Below are 16,779 nucleotides of genomic sequence, written 5' to 3' on the forward strand. Positions count from 1 at the left end.
CATGACCCTCTCTTTCCGTCATTATATTCTGCTCGGCTTGGTCGCTTTCCTCGTAGCCCTACCAGGGCGGCTCAGCCTCCCCCCTTTAGACAGGGACGAGCCCCGCTATATGCAAGCCACCGCGCAAATGCTTGCATCAGGTAATTTTCTTGATATCCGCTTCCAAGACCAACCTCGCTATCATCAACCAATCGGCATCTATTGGTTGGAGGCTGGAGCTGTCAAAACAGTAGAATTTATCACGCACAATACCACATTACGCCATAAGGCATGGCCTTATCGAATCCCCAGCCTCCTCGCATGCATAGGCAGCATTCTTCTCACAGCATGGATTGGCGCACGTCTTTTTGACAAACATACGGGGCTGTTAGCTGCTGGCTTTCTCCTTGTTGCTCCCCTTTTTACGGCGGAAAGCCGGATGGCCACGATTGATAGTGTCCTCCTCCTCAATATTTTATGCGTACAAGCCCTTCTCCTCCGCCATTTTGACGATGCTCGCGCGGGACGCAAAACACCCGCTCGCTATTCATGCCTTTATTGGTGCGGCTTAGGCATTGGGTTAATGCTCAAAGGCCCTATCATCCTCATTCCAAGCTTTGGGACACTCTTTGCCCTATGTCTAACCACACGCAGCCTCGCTGTGTGGCGACAATTACAACCCCGATGGGGATGGATGATCAGCATAGCCATCGTGCTTCCTTGGTGCCTTAGCATTGCTTGGGTCAGCCATGGTGAATTCTTCCGCCGTGCCATAGGGCATAATTTGCTCGGGAAAGTCGCTAACGCGCAAGAAGCACATGGCTTCCCCCCCGGTTATTATGTACTTACCTTCCTATTCGCCTTCTGGCCCTGCGCTTTATATGTCGTACGTGCCATTCCGGCCATCTGGCAAAGACGGCATCAGACAAATACAACCTTCCTCCTCTGTTGGATTATTCCCCATTGGTTGTTTTTTGAATGTTTAGCAACCAAGCTGCCCCATTACGTTCTTCCCACCTATCCTGCTATCGCCATCCTCACCGCAGCAAGCCTACTAAAATGGCCTTTTATCCCACTTCGTACATTATGGGCACGTTTAGGCCTTGGGGTTTATGCCTCTCTCTGGCTGGGTGTTGGGTGTCTCTTATCAGCGGCAGTCCCCTTGCTGCTCTATCACATGGAAGGCCGCATTTTTACCGATACCTACCTCCCACTATGCGGTAGCCTCCCATTAATAGCAGCCACTGGATGGTTATTATGGAAACAACGCTGGCGTGAAGGCGCTTACTGCTCCATAGGAGCCGCCTTGATAAGTGAGATGGGCGTGTTCCTCTGTTTAATCCCCCATCTCAATAGTATCCAACTTGCCCCTCATATTGCCCGCAGTTTTGAGCAGCTCCGCCCCTGCCAAGAGAGCCCCTTACTCTCCCCCTCTTATAAAGAACCAAGCCTTATCTTCCTTACAGGGGGAGCAACACATAGCCTCTCCCCCATACAAGCAGCACAAACCCTACATGATAACGCCCGCTGTGCTCTCGCCCTCATAGACAAACGAGATGAGCCTATTTTCCAAAAAACATTCGCCCAATTTGGAACAACCTTGATTCTTTATGATCAATTTGAAGGGGTTAATTATTCCAATGGTCGAAAAATGCATCTTCGCCTTTATGCAGCCCATGAATAATTTATCTTCTAAAACCACCCAAAATCATAGACAAAATCTTACACCCTCTTCCTCCTCCCCCTCGCTTTTAACAAAAATTTGTTATAGGGTCCGTTCATGAGACGCTTTACCGGCATAAGAATGGTGCATTCCATACACTGGATCATGCCCAAGGCACATCAAGGATCGGTTTTATGCCCATGACGGAGACGCGTGCTCGCGCCATGCCTCAGACATCATCCTCTGCTCCCTCTTGGTCTCTGCAAGAGAGTAAGGATACTCTGTGTCTTGCCCTCAAAGGTACATGGGACATTCACACACAAAATGGTGCGCGTTTTCCACAGGATGGTTTCTCTTCAGCCTCCTCTACTGTTGGCAAAACTCTTATTGTCGATACGTCTGCTCTCCAAAACTGGGATGTTAGTCTCATCTCTTTTTTATGGAGTGTAAAACGAGCCGCCTCGCAAGTATCACTGCCACTGGATGAGAAAAGCCTACCAGCCTCAGCACAGCGGCTACTTGCTCTCTTACCAGACAAGCCGCCCGAAGTTACGCCACGTCCACAAAATAAAGAGCGTCTCCTATCTCGTATGGGGGGTAAATGCCTTAATAGTCTGACAGAAGTTGGCACTATGGCATCCCTAGCGATGGACGTTGCCCGTGGGGCAGCGCGTGCTATGCATGGTAAAAGTGCCATGCGCCTTAAGGATCTCCTCGTCGATATATGGAACGCTGGTCCCTCTGCGCTCTTAATTGTGAGTATTGTGAATTTCCTTGTTGGCTCTATTCTAGCCTTTGTAGGATTAATTGAGCTACGCAAATTCGCAGCAGAGATTTACGTCACCAACTTAGTGGGTATTGCCTCTGCGCGTGAAATTTCTGCCATTATGACAGCCATCATCATGGCAGGCCGTACAGGTGGGGCTTATGCTGCGCGCATCTCTACTATGCTCGGCAATGAGGAAATTGACGCCCTGCAAGTAACGGGGATTCCTGTCTCTGGTTATATTTTACTTCCTTCCATCCTATCCCTCGTGATCATGATGCCGTTGCTATACCTTTATGGCACGGTAGTCTCCATATTTGGTGGCTTTGTCGTCTCCATGAGTATGATGGATATCTCTCCTGTTGGATATTGGTTAGCCACTTTTGATGGTGTTGACCTCAATCAGTTTATTTTTGGGTTTATTAAATCACTTTTCTTTGCCGCCTTTATAGCACTCGCTGCTTGCCGCGTTGGCCTAAAGGCAGGGCGTAGTGCGGCAGATGTCGGTATTGCAGCCACACGCGCCGTTGTTATCGGCATTGTTGGCATCATCGCTTTAGATGCTGTTTTTGCTATCATCGCTAATGCCATCGGGATCTGATTGATGTCTGCTCAAGAAACACTCATCTCCGTCCGTAATTTACAATTATCCTTCGGGCCAAAGATCATCCAACAGGAAGTTTCTTTCGACCTTAAGCGTGGTTCCATCTTTGCGGTTATGGGCGGGTCTGGTTGCGGGAAGAGCACATTGCTTCGTAGCATCGTCGGCCTGCTCCGCCCAACAGCTGGGCAAATTATGGTTGGGGGAGAGGATTATTGGGCTCAACCTGATGACCGTCGTACGGCTATTAATCGCCGCTATGGTGTTCTCTTCCAAGGTGGAGCGTTGTGGAGCTCCATGACTGTTGGGGAGAATGTTGCCCTCCCCTTAGAGATGTTTACCTCTCTCACCCCAGATGAAATTACCGAGCTGGTCCGCCTCAAACTTGGTCTTGTGGGTATGGAACATGCTATTGATCTTTTCCCTTATGAAATATCCGGCGGTATGTGCAAACGTGCTGGCCTTGCCCGTGCCATTGCCCTAGAGCCTGATATTTTATTTTTTGATGAACCATCCGCTGGGTTAGACCCCATTACATCTGCCCGTTTGGATGATCTTATCCTCAGCTTACGCGATGGGCTTGGCGCCACAATTGTGATTGTAAGCCACGAGCTTCCAAGCCTCCTTACCATCGCTGATGATGGCATCTTCTTAGATGCAAAAACGCACAGACCCATTACCCATGGCTCGCCACGTGCGCTACTTGATAATTGTACGATTCCGGAGGTGACAGCCTTTATGCACCGCTCTGCCACCATCCCTTCCCAGACAGAACAGAAGGCCGAACAGCATGTCTGATAGCACAAACAAAAAAACCCAAATCGGCGCGTTTGTGATCCTTGGCAGCGTGCTGCTTCTCTTCATCATCATGACATTTGGGCATTTAAGGCTTTTTTCTTCATCTAAAGATGTTGCTGTGGTGTTCCAAAACTCCATCTCCGGCCTCTCTGTAGGGGCACCGGTTAATTTTCGTGGTGTGAAGGTCGGCTCAGTAAAAAGCATTACCCTGCATTTCGATCCTGCGGACCGGAAAGCCTATATCCCTGTCATTATCACGTTGGAACCCGGACAAATGCACGTTGTCCGCGACGTACCGGGACAAACCCGTGTCAGCTTCCAAGAGATGATTGATAATGGTCTACGCGCTGGGTTAAATCTGCAAAGCCTTGTCACCGGGCAGTCCGATATTGAGCTTGATTTCGACAAATCTGTCCCTGCTGTTTTTCATCCTCGGATTACAGAGCTTCCTGAAATTCCCGTACGCTTATCGGCTATGGAGAAATTGAAAAACACGCTAGAGCAAATTCCTATCAAGGATATCAGCCAACATGCTGATACGGCTCTCCTATCCATTACCGCATTAAGCGAAACGCTCCGTCAGAAATTACCGCCTTTGATTGACCATGCTCAGGATACGGCCATCGCCGCAACCGATACAATCAAGGACCTCCATACGCAGCTAGATGAAACGTTGCTGAAAATGAATCACCTCCTTGATGCTGGCACGAGTGAGCTAGACCAACGTGGGACAGACCTGCATCTCACCCTCTCCTCAGCCACAAAAACGCTGAACGCCTTGCAGGATATCCTTTCAGAGCGTTCTGCCGACCGCGCCAATCTTGATGCCGCCTTGCGTGATATTGCTGTGACAGCGGCCTCGCTTCGCGGTTTTGCAAGCGATGTGGAACGTAACCCTCAACTTCTACTTATGGGACGTAAGCCATGATGTTTCCTTTCCGTCGCACCGCTCTCGCCCTTTTAGGGGGCTGCGCTCTCCTTGCTGGCTGCTCTTCCCCTGCTTTGCGCCTCTATACATTGGGGATTCCTGCTCATAGCGATAATAAGTCCTTCCAAGTATCTCCTCATGCGACCATCGTCGCCATCGACCGCGTCGTCATGCCTGATTATCTGGATTGCCAGGACATCATCTCCCGTAATGGAGAGGAGATTCGCCGCAGCCCAAATGCACGATGGGTGACACGTCTCTCCCTTGGTGTGACCGACCTTATTACGAACGAGATCGCTGCCACCCAACCGCATATGCTCTTTACCGATCAACCTTTGGTCAAAGCAGCAAATATGCGTGTGATTATCGCAATTTCAGAGTTTGATATTGATATAAATGGCCATGCTGTATTGAATGCTCATTGGGCTGTTGTCCCGCGTGATGCAGCAAAACCCATTGAACAAAATATTGTTCATCTCTCTACAGAGGGGCCAGCGAAAACAGATGCGGATGTCGCAGCCCTTATGCGCAACCTTGTCGTGCAACTGGCGGATCACATTTCCCGCTCTATCCCAACAACACCATAACAACCCTCGATCGTCCTTCTCCTGCACAAAAAGGAGGAGGGCGATGGCGTGTAGTCGCCCACCCTTACCAAAACAGACCATTTATCAAAAAGGAAAATCATGGTGGAGCTAAGGGGATTCGAACCCCTGGCCTCCTCATTGCGAACGAGGCGCTCTCCCAACTGAGCTATAGCCCCATGATGTCTGCCCTCTAAACACCATGTAGGCTCTTACCTGTCAAGGTAAAAGAGGCTAAATAGCCACATCGCCAGCTTTGAGGAAATCTGCTAGGTGAGAGACACTTAGCTTGTAAAATCAGGAACACACCCCTTTATGACTGCCGCTAATCTTTATATGTTTATCGTCAATCTTATTTTGATGGTGCTGGATATTTATACATGGATCATCCTTGCTTATTGCTTAGCCACCATGGCAGTTGGCTTTGGTGTCATTGATATCCGCTCTAACAGTTTTATACAGGGCCTTGTTGAGATGCTAGCTCGGTTAGTAGAGCCTGTATTGCAGCCCATTCGTAATATCCTACCTTCTACCGGGATGATGGATTTTTCACCTCTGATTTTATTACTCGCTATCCAATATGGGATCCCTTTTATCTTTAAAATTGTCTTCAAATTAGTCTTCTTAACACATGCCTAATACAAAAACCCCCTCGTTTTATGTTAAACGGGGGGGCTTTCACCAATATCACCATGTCATTAAAACACAGCGAACACCGCAACCTGTGGGGAAATAGAACGAGACGTATTATGCCCTGCCACCGGTAGAATCACACCAACGATTCCCCCAATGCTTGACGTCCAGTTATATTCAATCCCCGGGCCTACGTTAAACGCACCGGACCAACCTGTCCGATAATGGATATTTTTATTCGTATAACGGTTATATCCATTTACCGAATTAGACGTGGACCAAACATGGTACAGGTCTAAAGCAAAGACCCATTTTTTTGTAATCCCTAGCTCTACAGAGCCACCTTCATTCCCATATGGGCCAGCATGGCCGCGGCCTGTGAAGCCTTTTTCTGTCCCATAGCTAGTAATGTTCCGCAGTTTTGTACTAGCCACGGGGTGACGCACCTGCGCCCAAAGACGCACACGCATCGCATGCTTAAAGAAAGGAAGCGCAAACTGGCTATGCACACCGTAACGCAACGCCCAAACACCTTGCCCCACACCCTCTGATGCATTGGAGAGGTTTTTATAATCCCCTGTTGGGGTATTCACACCAAAATAAAGCGTAATGGATGGCGTATAATGCGGCGTTAAACGATACTGAAACTCCACCGGAAGGTCATTAAACTTCAAACCGGAATGTTTTTGATGGTCACCCCAGCTATAGCTATAAGTCGGCAATAGATAGATCGACAGATGGTCGGTAATCCCATATTTTGCCAAGGAGAACTGACTAATAGAGTGCTGTCCCCCCGCCCCTTTGCGGGTATTTAAGTGACCATTGGAGTCAAACGCACCAGCAGGTAAACCAGCTGCTACATACGGCTCCACCGCAATCATCCCCGGGACAGGCAAAGCAGGAGAAGGGGAGTAAAGCGAGCCCGTATACCACTGCTCTGGCAATGGTTTAGAGGCTGGTTTTTCAGCACTCTCTGTAGCAAGTGGCTTTGGTGCAGCTACTTGCGCTGCTCCCCCAGAAGGTGCCGTTTGGGCTGTTTTGTCTGCTTTTTTAGCAGACTTCGTCTTTTCATCAGCCATGGTGCCAACGCTAGTAGCCCCTGCTACATCTGCAGCATAAAGTTGTGCAGAGACACTATACGTGCCTGCCACGAGGCTGGAGAGAAGGGCTGCGTAACGCACGGACTTCTTCATAGCGATGCACCATCAAAAATTGTTGATGCAAAAACATTACGACAGCAAAAAGATACTTTGCAATAGTGTAATGAGAAATATTTATATCTGAAACATATTCCATTTGTTTTATCTATGCCCTCTTAAAAAGAAGAACACACAGAATAACACACCGTAATATACTGTTTTTAAAAGATTCTAAGTGGCCGTTCCGCCGATGGTCAGCCCGCTCACTTTTATCATCGGCTGCCCCACACCAACAGGCACACCCTGCCCCGCCTTACCGCATGTCCCTATACCGGGGTCTAATGCCATCTCTGGCCCAATCATACTGATTTGCTGCATGACATCGGCACCACTACCAATCAAAGTAGCACCACGCACAGGGGCTGTAATGCGTCCCTCCTCAATCATATAAGCCTCTGACGCCGCAAAGACGAACTTGCCGGAGGTAATATCAACCTGCCCACCGCCAAAATTACGCGCATAAAGCCCTCTTTTGGTGGAGCGAATCATCTCCTCCTCCGAGGCCTGACCGCCTGCCATGATGGTATTGGTCATACGCGGCATAGGCGCATGCGCATAAGATTGACGCCGCCCATTGCCCGTAGGGGCAACACCCGTCAAACGAGCATTGAGCCGGTCCTGCATATAGCCTTGCAGAATGCCATCCTCAATCAACATAGTGCGTCTTGTCGGGGTGCCTTCATCATCCATCATTAACGACCCCCGGCGTTCTGGCAATGTCCCATCATCCAACACCGTAACGCCCGGCGCGGCAATGCGCTGGCCCACACAGCCGGAGAAAACGGATGTCCCTTTCCGGTTGAAATCCCCTTCCAACCCATGACCTACGGCCTCATGCAACAAAATACCAGGCCAGCCAGCCCCTAGCACCACGGGCATCTCCCCCGCTGGGGCTGCAACGGCCTCCAGATTCACCAAAGCCTCCCGCAAGGCTTCTTGCGTCATCGCCTGCCAACAAGATGGTGCCATCAAACGGGCCAGCGCATAACGGCCCCCTTGGCCCATACGCCCACTTTCTCGCCGTCCTCCTTGCTCCACCATCACGGAAATATCCAACCGCACAAGCGGGCGAATATCCACCAGCGGGCCAGTCTCCCCACGGCACAAAGCCTCAGGGCGAAGAATCCGTACGACCTGCCATTGCGTGTTCAATGTGGCATTTACTTGCACGACCCGGCTATCTAGCCCACGGCCATACGCGTCAATCTCGCGCAATAAATCCGCCCGCTGGGCAAAGCGGCTCCCCTCTAGCGGATGCGTCCCGCTATACAAGGCTATTTCATGCCGTCTATCCACCCCTGATACAGTACCTTGCGGGGCAGAGTTGGTGGGTGGTAACGCCGCAACCTCTATATGACGGAACCCTTCTGCCGCGCGTTGTAACGAGTCCATCCCCAAAAGGTCCGAATGGGAAAAGAGGGTCTGACTCCCCACAACGCCACGCAACCCAAAACCAGAAGATTGCGTAAAGCCAACATTCCGCAATAGGCCATTCTCCAGCCCAAGCGTTTCATCCTCACGATATTCGAGAAACAATTCCCCATCATCCATGCCAGCAAGACTATGGGTGAGTTGTTTGTTCACGTCATCGTGATTCCATGAAAAACCATCATGAAAAAAGAGGGCATCGGATATTTGTAGGGGTGAGGCGTTAGACATGACCACCAAATGGGCTTTTTAGCCTAGAATTGCAAATATTATAAAAAGTAGGAGCGAAATTGTCTCATAAAAGGAAGTTTATACGCAAACACTCGACAGAAGGCTCTTTGTCCCGTAATCGTTTTGGTATCAGTCCAAAATATGCGAGGCATGCAGCCATGGCGAAAAAACCAGCATCCACTCCTTCCACACAACGCCCTTCCCCTCAAAAAGCCGCCATCAAGCGTGTTTTTGAGCTGATTGAAGAGCATGGCATTGAGTTTGTCGACCTCCGCTTTACCGACACAAAAGGCAAATGGCAGCATACCACACAGACTGTCCGCACGATTGAGGAAGATAGTTTTACAGACGGCTTCATGTTTGATGGATCCTCCATCCAAGGGTGGAGAGCCATCAATGAATCCGACATGGTCCTTCTCCCCGACCCTGAGACCGCTGTGGTGGACCCTTTCTCCGCCCGCCCTCAGCTCATCCTCATCTGCGATATTATCGACCCAAAAACCAACGGCTATTACAACCGCGACCCACGCGCTACAGCCAAACAAGCGGAAGAATACCTCAAAAAAAGTGGCCTTGGGGATACCGCCTTCTTTGGCCCAGAGGCAGAGTTCTTCATCTTTGATAGTGTCCGCTTTGGTACGGGGGAGAATTACGGCTCCTACCACCTCGACAGCATCGAGGGGCCAGAAGCTTCCATGAAAGATTATCCTGAAGGGAATATGGGCCATCGCCCTGCCCGTAAAGGCGGTTATTTCCCCGTCCCACCGGTTGATAGTGAAAGCGACCTACGCGCCGAAATGCTCGCCACAATGGGTGAGATGGGCCTGCCGATTGAAAAACACCATCACGAAGTCGCCCGCAGCCAGCATGAATTAGGCACGGCTTTTGCAACACTTGTTAAATCTGCTGACTTTATGCAGATTTACAAATATTGCGTGCATAATGTGGCTCATTCCTACGGCAAAACAGCAACCTTTATGCCAAAGCCTATCTATGGTGATAACGGCACAGGCATGCATGTTCATCAATCCGTTTGGAAGGATGGCAAGCCGCTTTTTGCTGGTAACCGCTATGCTGACCTCTCTGATGAAGCTTTGTATTACATCGGTGGGATTATCAAACATGCCAAGGCTCTTAATGCCTTTACCAATCCTTCCACCAACTCTTACAAGCGTCTGATCCCGGGCTTTGAGGCCCCTGTGCTGCTGGCTTATTCCTCTGCTAACCGTTCGGCTTCTTGTCGTATCCCCCATGCAACGAGCCCCAAAGCAAAACGTGTGGAGGTTCGCTTCCCCGACCCAACAGCGAACCCTTACCTCGCCTTTAGTGCCATGCTGATGGCAGGCTTGGATGGTATCCGCAATAAAATCCATCCGGGTGAAGCGATGGATAAAGACCTCTACGAGCTTCCCCCTGAGGAGCTGAACATGATCCCAACGGTCTGCGGCTCCCTGCGTGAAGCTTTGGAAGCCTTGAAGACCGACCACGCCTTCTTGCTGGAAGGGGATGTCTTCACCAAGGATCAGATTGAGAGCTACATCACCCTCAAGATGCAGGATGTGTATCGCTTTGAGCATACACCTCACCCTGTTGAATTTGAGATGTATTACTCCGTCTAATATAACGGACGCACTGCTCTGCCCCCCCTGGCAGAGCAAGCTCATAAAAAACCGCCCGCTCTATAACAGAACGGGCGGTTTTTTATAAAATGACGCTGGTACGTTTAGTCCGACTTACTATGTATGCGTCACGCCGCTCTCACTCACATCCCACAGCCATGCCGCACCACGCACGCCAGAGCTATCGCCATGGCGGTTCTGCACAATCGGGGTTGTGCAAGGTGACGTGATAACATGACGTGGCAGCAATTTCGGCACACGCTCATAAATGCAGGCTAAGTTAGACACCCCACCACCCAACACAATCACATCTGGGTCTAGGAAGTTCACAGCCTGTGCGCAGGCCCGCGCAAAACGATCCATATAAAGGTCTAATGCGCGAATCGCGGCCTCATCACCATTACGCGCGGCTTCCTCAATCCCATTAGGGGAGCGATTGCCTTCGCCTTTCCACTCCGCCCCAAGGACCGGGCCACAGAGATAACGCTCCTGACATCCCTCATTCCCGCAGAAGCATTTCCGCATCGGGAAATCTTCTTGCTTAGCCCATGGCAGAGGAATATGGCCCCATTCCCCAGCAATATGATGCCGCCCGGGGAGAATACGGCCATTAGCAACAATGCCTCCACCCATGCCGGTGCCGATAATAACACCCAACACCGTGGCATAGCCTTCCCCCGCACCATCGGCCGCTTCGGAAAGGGCAAAACAATTCGCATCATTTTCCACCCGCACAGGGCGGCCAAGGCTTTCCTCCACATCCCGCTTAAAGGGATGGTTGTTCAGCCATGTTGCGTTGGAGTTCCGTACAAGCCCTGTCTCTGGGGACATAGAGCCGGGGATACCAATGCCCAACGTGGAGGTTAGTTGCGTCCCCGTAATACGATGAGCAGGAACACAACCAATCTGCTCATCCGCTTTACGGACTAAATCCCGGATGGCCTCAATGGCCTTATCATAGACACCAGGATTAGGGATACGCTCACGCAATACCTCCTGCCCCTTGCGGTCCAACGCCATGATCTCGATTTTTGTTCCACCAAAATCAATGCCTAAACGATAATCAGCCATTGAGTTACACTCCTTATTCTACCGCTTACGAGGCGGGATGCAGTGGCACCTGGCGAATAACTTCCAGCTCTGCACCATGTTCCTTGGCAAAATCCGCTAATGCGCCAAAATGATCAGTCGCAAGATGTGCCTCAAAGCCCTCTTGGCTGGCCCAAATCTCGCTCACAGTAAAGCGGCCTTCATTCTCAGCATCACGCGAAATTTCGTAACGCTTGCAAGCTTTCTCTTGCAGGGAGTGCTTCGCACATTCCTGCACGACTTTTTCCAACTCTGCCGCTTTGCCCTTAGCAATTGTCGCTAAGGCTAGAATATGAACAGCCTCGCTCATCACAACCCTCCTCAAACGTCTTACACCCTACACCTCACTATGTAGGGATACCTACAAAGCCTCACTCAAAAAAGACGTTCCGTAAAGCCCTATTAAGGAAGAGCGGCTATGTTTAATAGGCCGAGCCAATCAACGCTCTGCAAAGGGGACAAAAGGCAGAGCCGCCACCGTGATAGGCTGCATAGTACCGTCATCCATCTTGGCAAAAATCTGACTATCCACCTCCGCATGAGCGGGTGTGACATAGCCCATGCCAATCATAACCCGCAATGTCGGGCTTAAACAGCTTGAGGTAACACGGCCAATACGGTCCTGCCCTTCAGCATCAGAGAAAATCTCCGCCCCATTGGGGAGGGATGTTTCATCACGCGGCTTCAGCCCTACACGCTGGCGATAAATCCCATGCTCTAATTGCCCTGCAATGGTCTCCGCACCGGGGTAGCCTCCCGCGCGCTCACCACCGGGTCTGCGGCATTGTGCAATATTATTGGCAAGTGCGGCCTCTACCGGGGAGGTCGTTTTATCAATATCCGTCCCATAAAGGCATAACCCCGCCTCCAAACGTAACGTATTACGCGCGAGCATACCCGCTGGCTCCACCTCTGGATGCTCCAAAAGGCGGCGTGCAAAAACCTCTGCGAGATTTGCTGGCAGGCAAATATCAAACCCATCCATCCCCGTATAGCCAAAGCGCGCAACCGTGATGGTTCCATTCTCCCACGGCATATCGTGACAATCACGATAACGCATCTCACTAATAGCATTTACCCCTAGGACGCGCCCCAAAACATCGGCAGCCTCGGGGCCTTGTAGGCTCACCATCGCCCGGTCGAACTCACGGCTTACTTTGCAATCCTCACCAAGGACATTCTCAATATAATCCGCATTGCTTTCGCGATTACGCCCGTTGAGGATCAATAAAAAATCTTCTTCTTGCCGGGAGATGACGAGGTCATCACGGATGCCGCCTTGATCTGTTGTGAGGAGACCATAAAGCATTCGGTTTTTTTCCAACCCTATAACATTGGTTGGCAAAAGCTGTTCTAAGGCCTCAGCCACGATGGCAAGATTCCCCTCCTTAGAGCGCACCCGCACTTGGCCTAAAAAGGAGATATCAAACAAACCAGCCTGTTTGCGCGTATGAAGATGCTCTACCTCAGCCCCGGAGGGATATTGTGCTGGCAATTCGTACCCATCAAACCCTTCCATCTGAGCTTTAAGCTCCTCATGGAGTGCCCGAAGGGGGCTAGGCTGTATTGTCTCATCCATCATGTCTATCTTTATTCCTGCAAGACAGGGAAAAACGGCACTTTGCCAGCTTCCCCCCTCTCTGACAATCTCACTCCGCTGTAAGAGCGGCCAAAATATCGGGGGCCATACTGACACTCTGCGCCTTTGTGGGGAAAGAACCTTCCTCCACCTGCTTTACATAATGAGATAAAGCCCCAACCATCTGCGCCCCAATTTCTGCAAAACGATGCGCATGACGAGGCGATTTCCCCTCAAACAGCCCTAGCACATCATGCCAGACTTGGACCTGCCCATCGCACCCCGCACCAGCCCCAATGCCGATTGTGGGAATACGCACCTCTTTAGAGACCAAAGCCGCTAAATCTGCCGGGATAACCTCTAGCACAATCCCAAAAGCACCAGCTTCCTCTAACGCACGCGCATCATCAAGTAATTTACGCGCTGCCCGCACCTCTTTTGCCTGAGCGCGCAAGCCGATTTGATGTTGCGCTTGTGGCGTAAGCCCCAAATGACCCATCACCGGCACGCCCATTGCTGTTAAACGCTGCACTATCGGGACAATCTCACGCCCGCCCTCCAATTTAAGGGCTTGGCCGCCCCCCTCTTGCATAACGCGCCGTGCTGCATCCACCGCATCTTGCTCTGTCGCGTAAGACAGAAAAGGCAAATCCACCACCACAAGGGCTTTACGGCTCCCGCGCATGACCATGCGGGCATGGTAGATCATATCCTCTACACGCACAGGTAAGGTTGTATCCTGCCCCTGCATAACCATGCCGAGGGAATCCCCTACCAAAATAGCCGGCACGCCCGCTTGCTCCGCAATTAAAGCCGAGGCGTAATCATAGGCTGTCACCATGGCGATGGGCCGGCCTTCATCCTTCATCTTCTGGAAGTCCGCAAGTGTCATCCGGCGCATGGTAGGGGTCCTTCTCTATACCATTATGAGCGTGGGAGGTTTTGGGCGATATAAGGCGGAAGGCTGAAAGAGGCAATATGCACCTCTGGCGTCCAATACTGGCAGCTTTCCGCAATCCCGCTTTCTTGCGCTCTTTTTTGTAACGTCGCTAGCTCTAACTTATGCGGTGCGGTGCCCTTTTTCGCCATCCCAAGGGTCATAAAACCGCCAACATAAGTCGGCACTGCCGCAAGATAGGCCGTCACATGCGGGAAGAACTTCGCCCGCCGTGCTGTGGTCTCCCGCAGCTCATCCGCCTGTTGGAAGGGCACACCGCATTGATTCACGATAATCCCTTCATCTGAGAGGATGCGCGCGCAATTCTTATAAAAATCATCCGTAAAGAGTACATCACCCACGCCGATAGGGTCTGTACTATCAACGATGATGACATCAAACGCCCCATCATCAGCTTTTTTAACGTAATCAATCCCATCCCCCACGATGACATCAGCCCGCGGGTTATCCCACGCATCCTTGCCGAACATCGGCAGGTGTTGTTTGGAAAGTTCGATCACATCGCCATCAATCTCCACCATGACGGCTTTTTCCACCGTTTTATGTTGGAGGACACGGCGCAACACCCCGCCATCACCTGCGCCGATGATTAAAACGCGCTTAGGGTGCGGATGCATGAAAAGTGGCACATGAGCCAGCATTTCTTGATAAATAAACTCATCACGCTCGGTAATTTGGATGATGCCATCCAACACCAAAACACGGCCGTGGCTGCTGCTCTCAAAGATACGAATATCTTGGAAAGGCGAGCGTTTATGCACAAGCTCTTTCACCACTTTAAAGCGTTGGCCCCAATCAGGATATAAAGCCTCGTTAAACCACGCCTCGGAAGATATGCCAGAAGACACGGCCCATCCTTTCATCATGTCATCACCTAGCCATGGATGCGTGCCCAAAATAAGCACGCTCATAGCCAGCTATGCCCCGCTGCCTTACAAAATGCAGGGGCCTATAACCTTTTATTGTAGGGAAATTGGGAAGACGCCTAAACCCCTTCCCCGCTCGGCTTACCGCCCTGTATGCCTTGTCGCACTGACACGCCCACGCTTGAACGCATCTATCTCCACACGGCCAGCTTGAAAAAGCTCCTGCATAACAGGGACCGACCGGTTAGGGTCGCACACACCACACATGAAGATATCCACCGCTGCGAAGTGACGCTCCGGCCATGTATGGATGGAAATATGGCTCTCAGCCAAAACAATCACGCCAGAAACCCCACCATTTGGCGTAAAATGATGGAAATGGCCATGAAGAATCGTTGCCCCTGCTGCCTTTGCAGCCCGCCTTAACGTAGCGTCTATTTGTTCGGGGTCGTCCAGATTTCTGGCATTCCAGAAATCAACAAGCAGATGATTACCTGCATAGGTCTCACCACCTTGCTTGATAAAAAAGTCCTTACAGTCTTCGACTGCGTGAATTGCCTCAGTGTTCTGGATATCTCTCGGAAGGTCCGATTCCATCCCCAGTCGAGCAAGTGCGTCCATAACGTACTCCTGAACCAGCAGATTATCGCCCCCCTTCCCGAATGAAGGAGTGTCGAACCCGTTTTCTAAGAAAATATAACGCTAAACGCAACTGTTTTTTAAATTTCTAATGAAAAACGACGATAATACTCCATAAAAATGGGGAGGAAAATCCTCCCCATTAAACCATAACATCACTGTGATTATAAAAATCGCAGGCTTTATTAGTTGCGTGTTTTATCAACTAGCTTGTTTTTAGCAATCCACGGCATCATCTCACGCAATTTTGCCCCGACCTTCTCAATCTGATGTTGTTCATCACGGGCACGGGATGCCTTAAAGCCAACATTACCGGATTGATTCTCCAAGATGAAGTTCCGCACGAATGTCCCATCCTGAATATCCTTCAGCACAGCACGCATGGCATCTTTTGCCGCAGGGGTCACAACGCGCGGCCCGCTGACATATTCCCCATATTCCGCCGTGTTGGAGATGGAGTAATTGACGTTGGAGATACCACCTTCATAAAGCAGATCCACAATCAATTTCATCTCATGCAGACACTCAAAATACGCCATCTCTGGGGCATAGCCTGCCTCAACCAGCGTCTCAAACCCGGCTTTGATAAGCTCAATCGTCCCACCGCACAGCACGGCTTGCTCACCAAACAAGTCTGTCTCCACTTCCTCACGGAAGCTCGTCTCAATCACGCCAGCGCGCCCACCACCAACGGCAGAGGCGTAGGACAGAGCAATATCCTTCGCATGGCCAGAAGCATCCTGATGCACAGCCACCAAGCATGGGACACCACCACCACGCTGATATTCAGAGCGCACCGTATGGCCGGGGCCTTTCGGAGCAATCAAGAACACATCCATCTCGGCAGTTGGCTCAATCAGGCGGAAATGGATAGCCAGACCATGCGCAAACACCAGAGCCGTGCCGGGTTTTAAATGCGGAGCCAGATGCTCTTTATACAGAGCGGCCTGACCTTCATCTGGTGTCAAAATCATCACAACATCGGCCCAAGCGGCGGCCTCGGCGGGTGTTACAACGCGGAAGCCCGCTGCCTCTGCCTTTGCGCGCGCCTTAGATTCCGGCCGCAGAGCGACAACAATATCCTTCACCCCGCTATCACGCAGATTGTTGGCGTGGGCATGGCCTTGGCTGCCATAACCAATGATGGCAACCTTCTTGCCACAAATCAGATTAATATCCGCATCGCGATCATAATAAACACGCATTGTACTCATCCTTC

16 protein-coding genes and 1 tRNA gene are annotated in these 16,779 nt (G+C 50.9%); 7 read left to right on the forward strand and 10 right to left on the reverse strand.

Annotated features, from left to right (window positions below; translation table 11 throughout):
- The first annotated feature begins 1 nt into the window (after position 1).
- The 5 genes from NQF64_RS04390 to NQF64_RS04410 all read left to right on the forward strand — a co-directional run bounded on the left by NQF64_RS04390 (position 2) and on the right by NQF64_RS04410 (position 5,322).
- Positions 2 to 1,663, forward strand: a complete 1,662-nt coding sequence (locus NQF64_RS04390) for an ArnT family glycosyltransferase (protein ID WP_266106615.1) — start codon at positions 2 to 4, stop codon at positions 1,661 to 1,663.
- 179 nt (positions 1,664 to 1,842) lie between these two features.
- Positions 1,843 to 3,009 (forward strand): MlaE family ABC transporter permease, encoded by a 1,167-nt coding sequence (locus NQF64_RS04395; protein ID WP_266106616.1) that lies wholly within the window; start codon positions 1,843 to 1,845, stop codon positions 3,007 to 3,009.
- A gap of 3 nt (positions 3,010 to 3,012) precedes the next feature.
- Complete coding sequence (locus tag NQF64_RS04400) at positions 3,013 to 3,807, forward strand: ABC transporter ATP-binding protein (protein ID WP_407651807.1); 795 nt, start codon at positions 3,013 to 3,015, stop codon at positions 3,805 to 3,807.
- Positions 3,800 to 4,735 carry an MlaD family protein gene (locus NQF64_RS04405; RefSeq protein ID WP_099026640.1) on the forward strand — a complete coding sequence of 312 codons (936 nt, stop codon included), beginning with the start codon at positions 3,800 to 3,802 and terminating at the stop codon, positions 4,733 to 4,735. The genes NQF64_RS04400 and NQF64_RS04405 overlap by 8 nt, the downstream gene beginning before the upstream one ends.
- The gene (locus tag NQF64_RS04410; protein WP_266106617.1) at positions 4,732 to 5,322 is read left to right on the forward strand and encodes a PqiC family protein; all 591 of its coding nucleotides are present in this window, start codon (positions 4,732 to 4,734) and stop codon (positions 5,320 to 5,322) included. Before NQF64_RS04405 ends, NQF64_RS04410 begins: the two co-directional genes overlap by 4 nt.
- Before the next feature lie 100 nt (positions 5,323 to 5,422).
- Here NQF64_RS04410 and NQF64_RS04415 read toward each other — a convergent pair.
- Positions 5,423 to 5,498: transfer RNA gene (locus tag NQF64_RS04415), tRNA-Ala, on the reverse strand.
- A gap of 136 nt (positions 5,499 to 5,634) precedes the next feature.
- Here NQF64_RS04415 and NQF64_RS04420 point away from each other — a divergent pair.
- Positions 5,635 to 5,958: a YggT family protein gene (locus NQF64_RS04420; protein ID WP_257875124.1), complete on the forward strand. Its 324-nt coding sequence runs from the start codon at positions 5,635 to 5,637 to the stop codon at positions 5,956 to 5,958.
- A 59-nt stretch (positions 5,959 to 6,017) separates the two neighbouring features.
- Here the strand turns inward: NQF64_RS04420 and NQF64_RS04425 are convergent, their stop codons facing one another.
- Positions 6,018 to 7,145 carry a hypothetical protein gene (locus NQF64_RS04425; protein ID WP_266106618.1) on the reverse strand — a complete coding sequence of 376 codons (1,128 nt, stop codon included), beginning with the start codon at positions 7,143 to 7,145 and terminating at the stop codon, positions 6,018 to 6,020.
- A 177-nt stretch (positions 7,146 to 7,322) separates the two neighbouring features.
- A complete protein-coding gene (gene tldD / locus NQF64_RS04430) occupies positions 7,323 to 8,810 on the reverse strand; it encodes a metalloprotease TldD (protein WP_266106619.1) in 1,488 nt (495 codons plus the stop codon).
- A 158-nt stretch (positions 8,811 to 8,968) separates the two neighbouring features.
- On the opposite strand from tldD, the gene glnA reads away from it, so the two are divergent.
- Positions 8,969 to 10,429 (forward strand): type I glutamate--ammonia ligase, encoded by a 1,461-nt coding sequence (glnA, locus tag NQF64_RS04435; RefSeq protein ID WP_266106620.1) that lies wholly within the window; start codon positions 8,969 to 8,971, stop codon positions 10,427 to 10,429.
- A gap of 117 nt (positions 10,430 to 10,546) precedes the next feature.
- On the opposite strand, the gene NQF64_RS04440 is transcribed toward glnA, so the two are convergent.
- The 7 genes from NQF64_RS04440 to ilvC form a co-directional block, all read right to left on the reverse strand.
- Positions 10,547 to 11,500 (reverse strand): ROK family protein, encoded by a 954-nt coding sequence (locus NQF64_RS04440; protein ID WP_099026637.1) that lies wholly within the window; start codon positions 11,498 to 11,500, stop codon positions 10,547 to 10,549.
- A gap of 25 nt (positions 11,501 to 11,525) precedes the next feature.
- Positions 11,526 to 11,828, reverse strand: coding sequence for a putative quinol monooxygenase (locus NQF64_RS04445; protein WP_099026636.1), 303 nt, complete (start codon positions 11,826 to 11,828; stop codon positions 11,526 to 11,528).
- A 129-nt stretch (positions 11,829 to 11,957) separates the two neighbouring features.
- Positions 11,958 to 13,100, reverse strand: a complete 1,143-nt coding sequence (gcvT, locus tag NQF64_RS04450) for a glycine cleavage system aminomethyltransferase GcvT (RefSeq protein WP_266106621.1) — start codon at positions 13,098 to 13,100, stop codon at positions 11,958 to 11,960.
- Positions 13,101 to 13,167: 67 nt separating this feature from the next.
- Positions 13,168 to 13,998, reverse strand: coding sequence for a 3-methyl-2-oxobutanoate hydroxymethyltransferase (panB, locus tag NQF64_RS04455; protein WP_266106622.1), 831 nt, complete (start codon positions 13,996 to 13,998; stop codon positions 13,168 to 13,170).
- 23 nt (positions 13,999 to 14,021) lie between these two features.
- Positions 14,022 to 14,918 carry a polyamine aminopropyltransferase gene (gene speE, locus NQF64_RS04460; protein ID WP_266106818.1) on the reverse strand — a complete coding sequence of 299 codons (897 nt, stop codon included), beginning with the start codon at positions 14,916 to 14,918 and terminating at the stop codon, positions 14,022 to 14,024.
- A 144-nt stretch (positions 14,919 to 15,062) separates the two neighbouring features.
- On the reverse strand, positions 15,063 to 15,542 hold the full coding sequence (gene speD, locus NQF64_RS04465) for an adenosylmethionine decarboxylase (RefSeq protein ID WP_099026633.1): 480 nt from the start codon (positions 15,540 to 15,542) through the stop codon (positions 15,063 to 15,065).
- 203 nt (positions 15,543 to 15,745) lie between these two features.
- Positions 15,746 to 16,765: a ketol-acid reductoisomerase gene (ilvC, locus tag NQF64_RS04470; protein ID WP_155573405.1), complete on the reverse strand. Its 1,020-nt coding sequence runs from the start codon at positions 16,763 to 16,765 to the stop codon at positions 15,746 to 15,748.
- Between the last annotated feature and the right edge of the window lie 14 nt (positions 16,766 to 16,779).

Origin of the sequence: Bombella saccharophila, from assembly GCF_026385475.1 — a bacterium.
Taxonomy (GTDB): Bacteria; Pseudomonadota; Alphaproteobacteria; order Acetobacterales; family Acetobacteraceae; genus Bombella; species Bombella saccharophila.

Coding starts and splice junctions, on each gene's coding strand:
- NQF64_RS04440 (WP_099026637.1), bottom strand. CDS start 11,500: ATGGCTGATTATCGTTTAGGCATTGATTTTGGTGGAACAAAAATCGAG.
- tldD (WP_266106619.1), bottom strand. CDS start 8,810: ATGTCTAACGCCTCACCCCTACAAATATCCGATGCCCTCTTTTTTCAT.
- NQF64_RS04400 (WP_407651807.1), top strand. CDS start 3,013: ATGTCTGCTCAAGAAACACTCATCTCCGTCCGTAATTTACAATTATCC.
- gcvT (WP_266106621.1), bottom strand. CDS start 13,100: ATGATGGATGAGACAATACAGCCTAGCCCCCTTCGGGCACTCCATGAG.
- NQF64_RS04445 (WP_099026636.1), bottom strand. CDS start 11,828: ATGAGCGAGGCTGTTCATATTCTAGCCTTAGCGACAATTGCTAAGGGC.
- speD (WP_099026633.1), bottom strand. CDS start 15,542: ATGGACGCACTTGCTCGACTGGGGATGGAATCGGACCTTCCGAGAGAT.
- NQF64_RS04410 (WP_266106617.1), top strand. CDS start 4,732: ATGATGTTTCCTTTCCGTCGCACCGCTCTCGCCCTTTTAGGGGGCTGC.
- NQF64_RS04420 (WP_257875124.1), top strand. CDS start 5,635: ATGACTGCCGCTAATCTTTATATGTTTATCGTCAATCTTATTTTGATG.
- speE (WP_266106818.1), bottom strand. CDS start 14,918: ATGAAAGGATGGGCCGTGTCTTCTGGCATATCTTCCGAGGCGTGGTTT.
- NQF64_RS04390 (WP_266106615.1), top strand. CDS start 2: ATGACCCTCTCTTTCCGTCATTATATTCTGCTCGGCTTGGTCGCTTTC.
- ilvC (WP_155573405.1), bottom strand. CDS start 16,765: ATGCGTGTTTATTATGATCGCGATGCGGATATTAATCTGATTTGTGGC.
- NQF64_RS04425 (WP_266106618.1), bottom strand. CDS start 7,145: ATGAAGAAGTCCGTGCGTTACGCAGCCCTTCTCTCCAGCCTCGTGGCA.
- NQF64_RS04405 (WP_099026640.1), top strand. CDS start 3,800: ATGTCTGATAGCACAAACAAAAAAACCCAAATCGGCGCGTTTGTGATC.
- panB (WP_266106622.1), bottom strand. CDS start 13,998: ATGCGCCGGATGACACTTGCGGACTTCCAGAAGATGAAGGATGAAGGC.
- glnA (WP_266106620.1), top strand. CDS start 8,969: ATGGCGAAAAAACCAGCATCCACTCCTTCCACACAACGCCCTTCCCCT.
- NQF64_RS04395 (WP_266106616.1), top strand. CDS start 1,843: ATGACGGAGACGCGTGCTCGCGCCATGCCTCAGACATCATCCTCTGCT.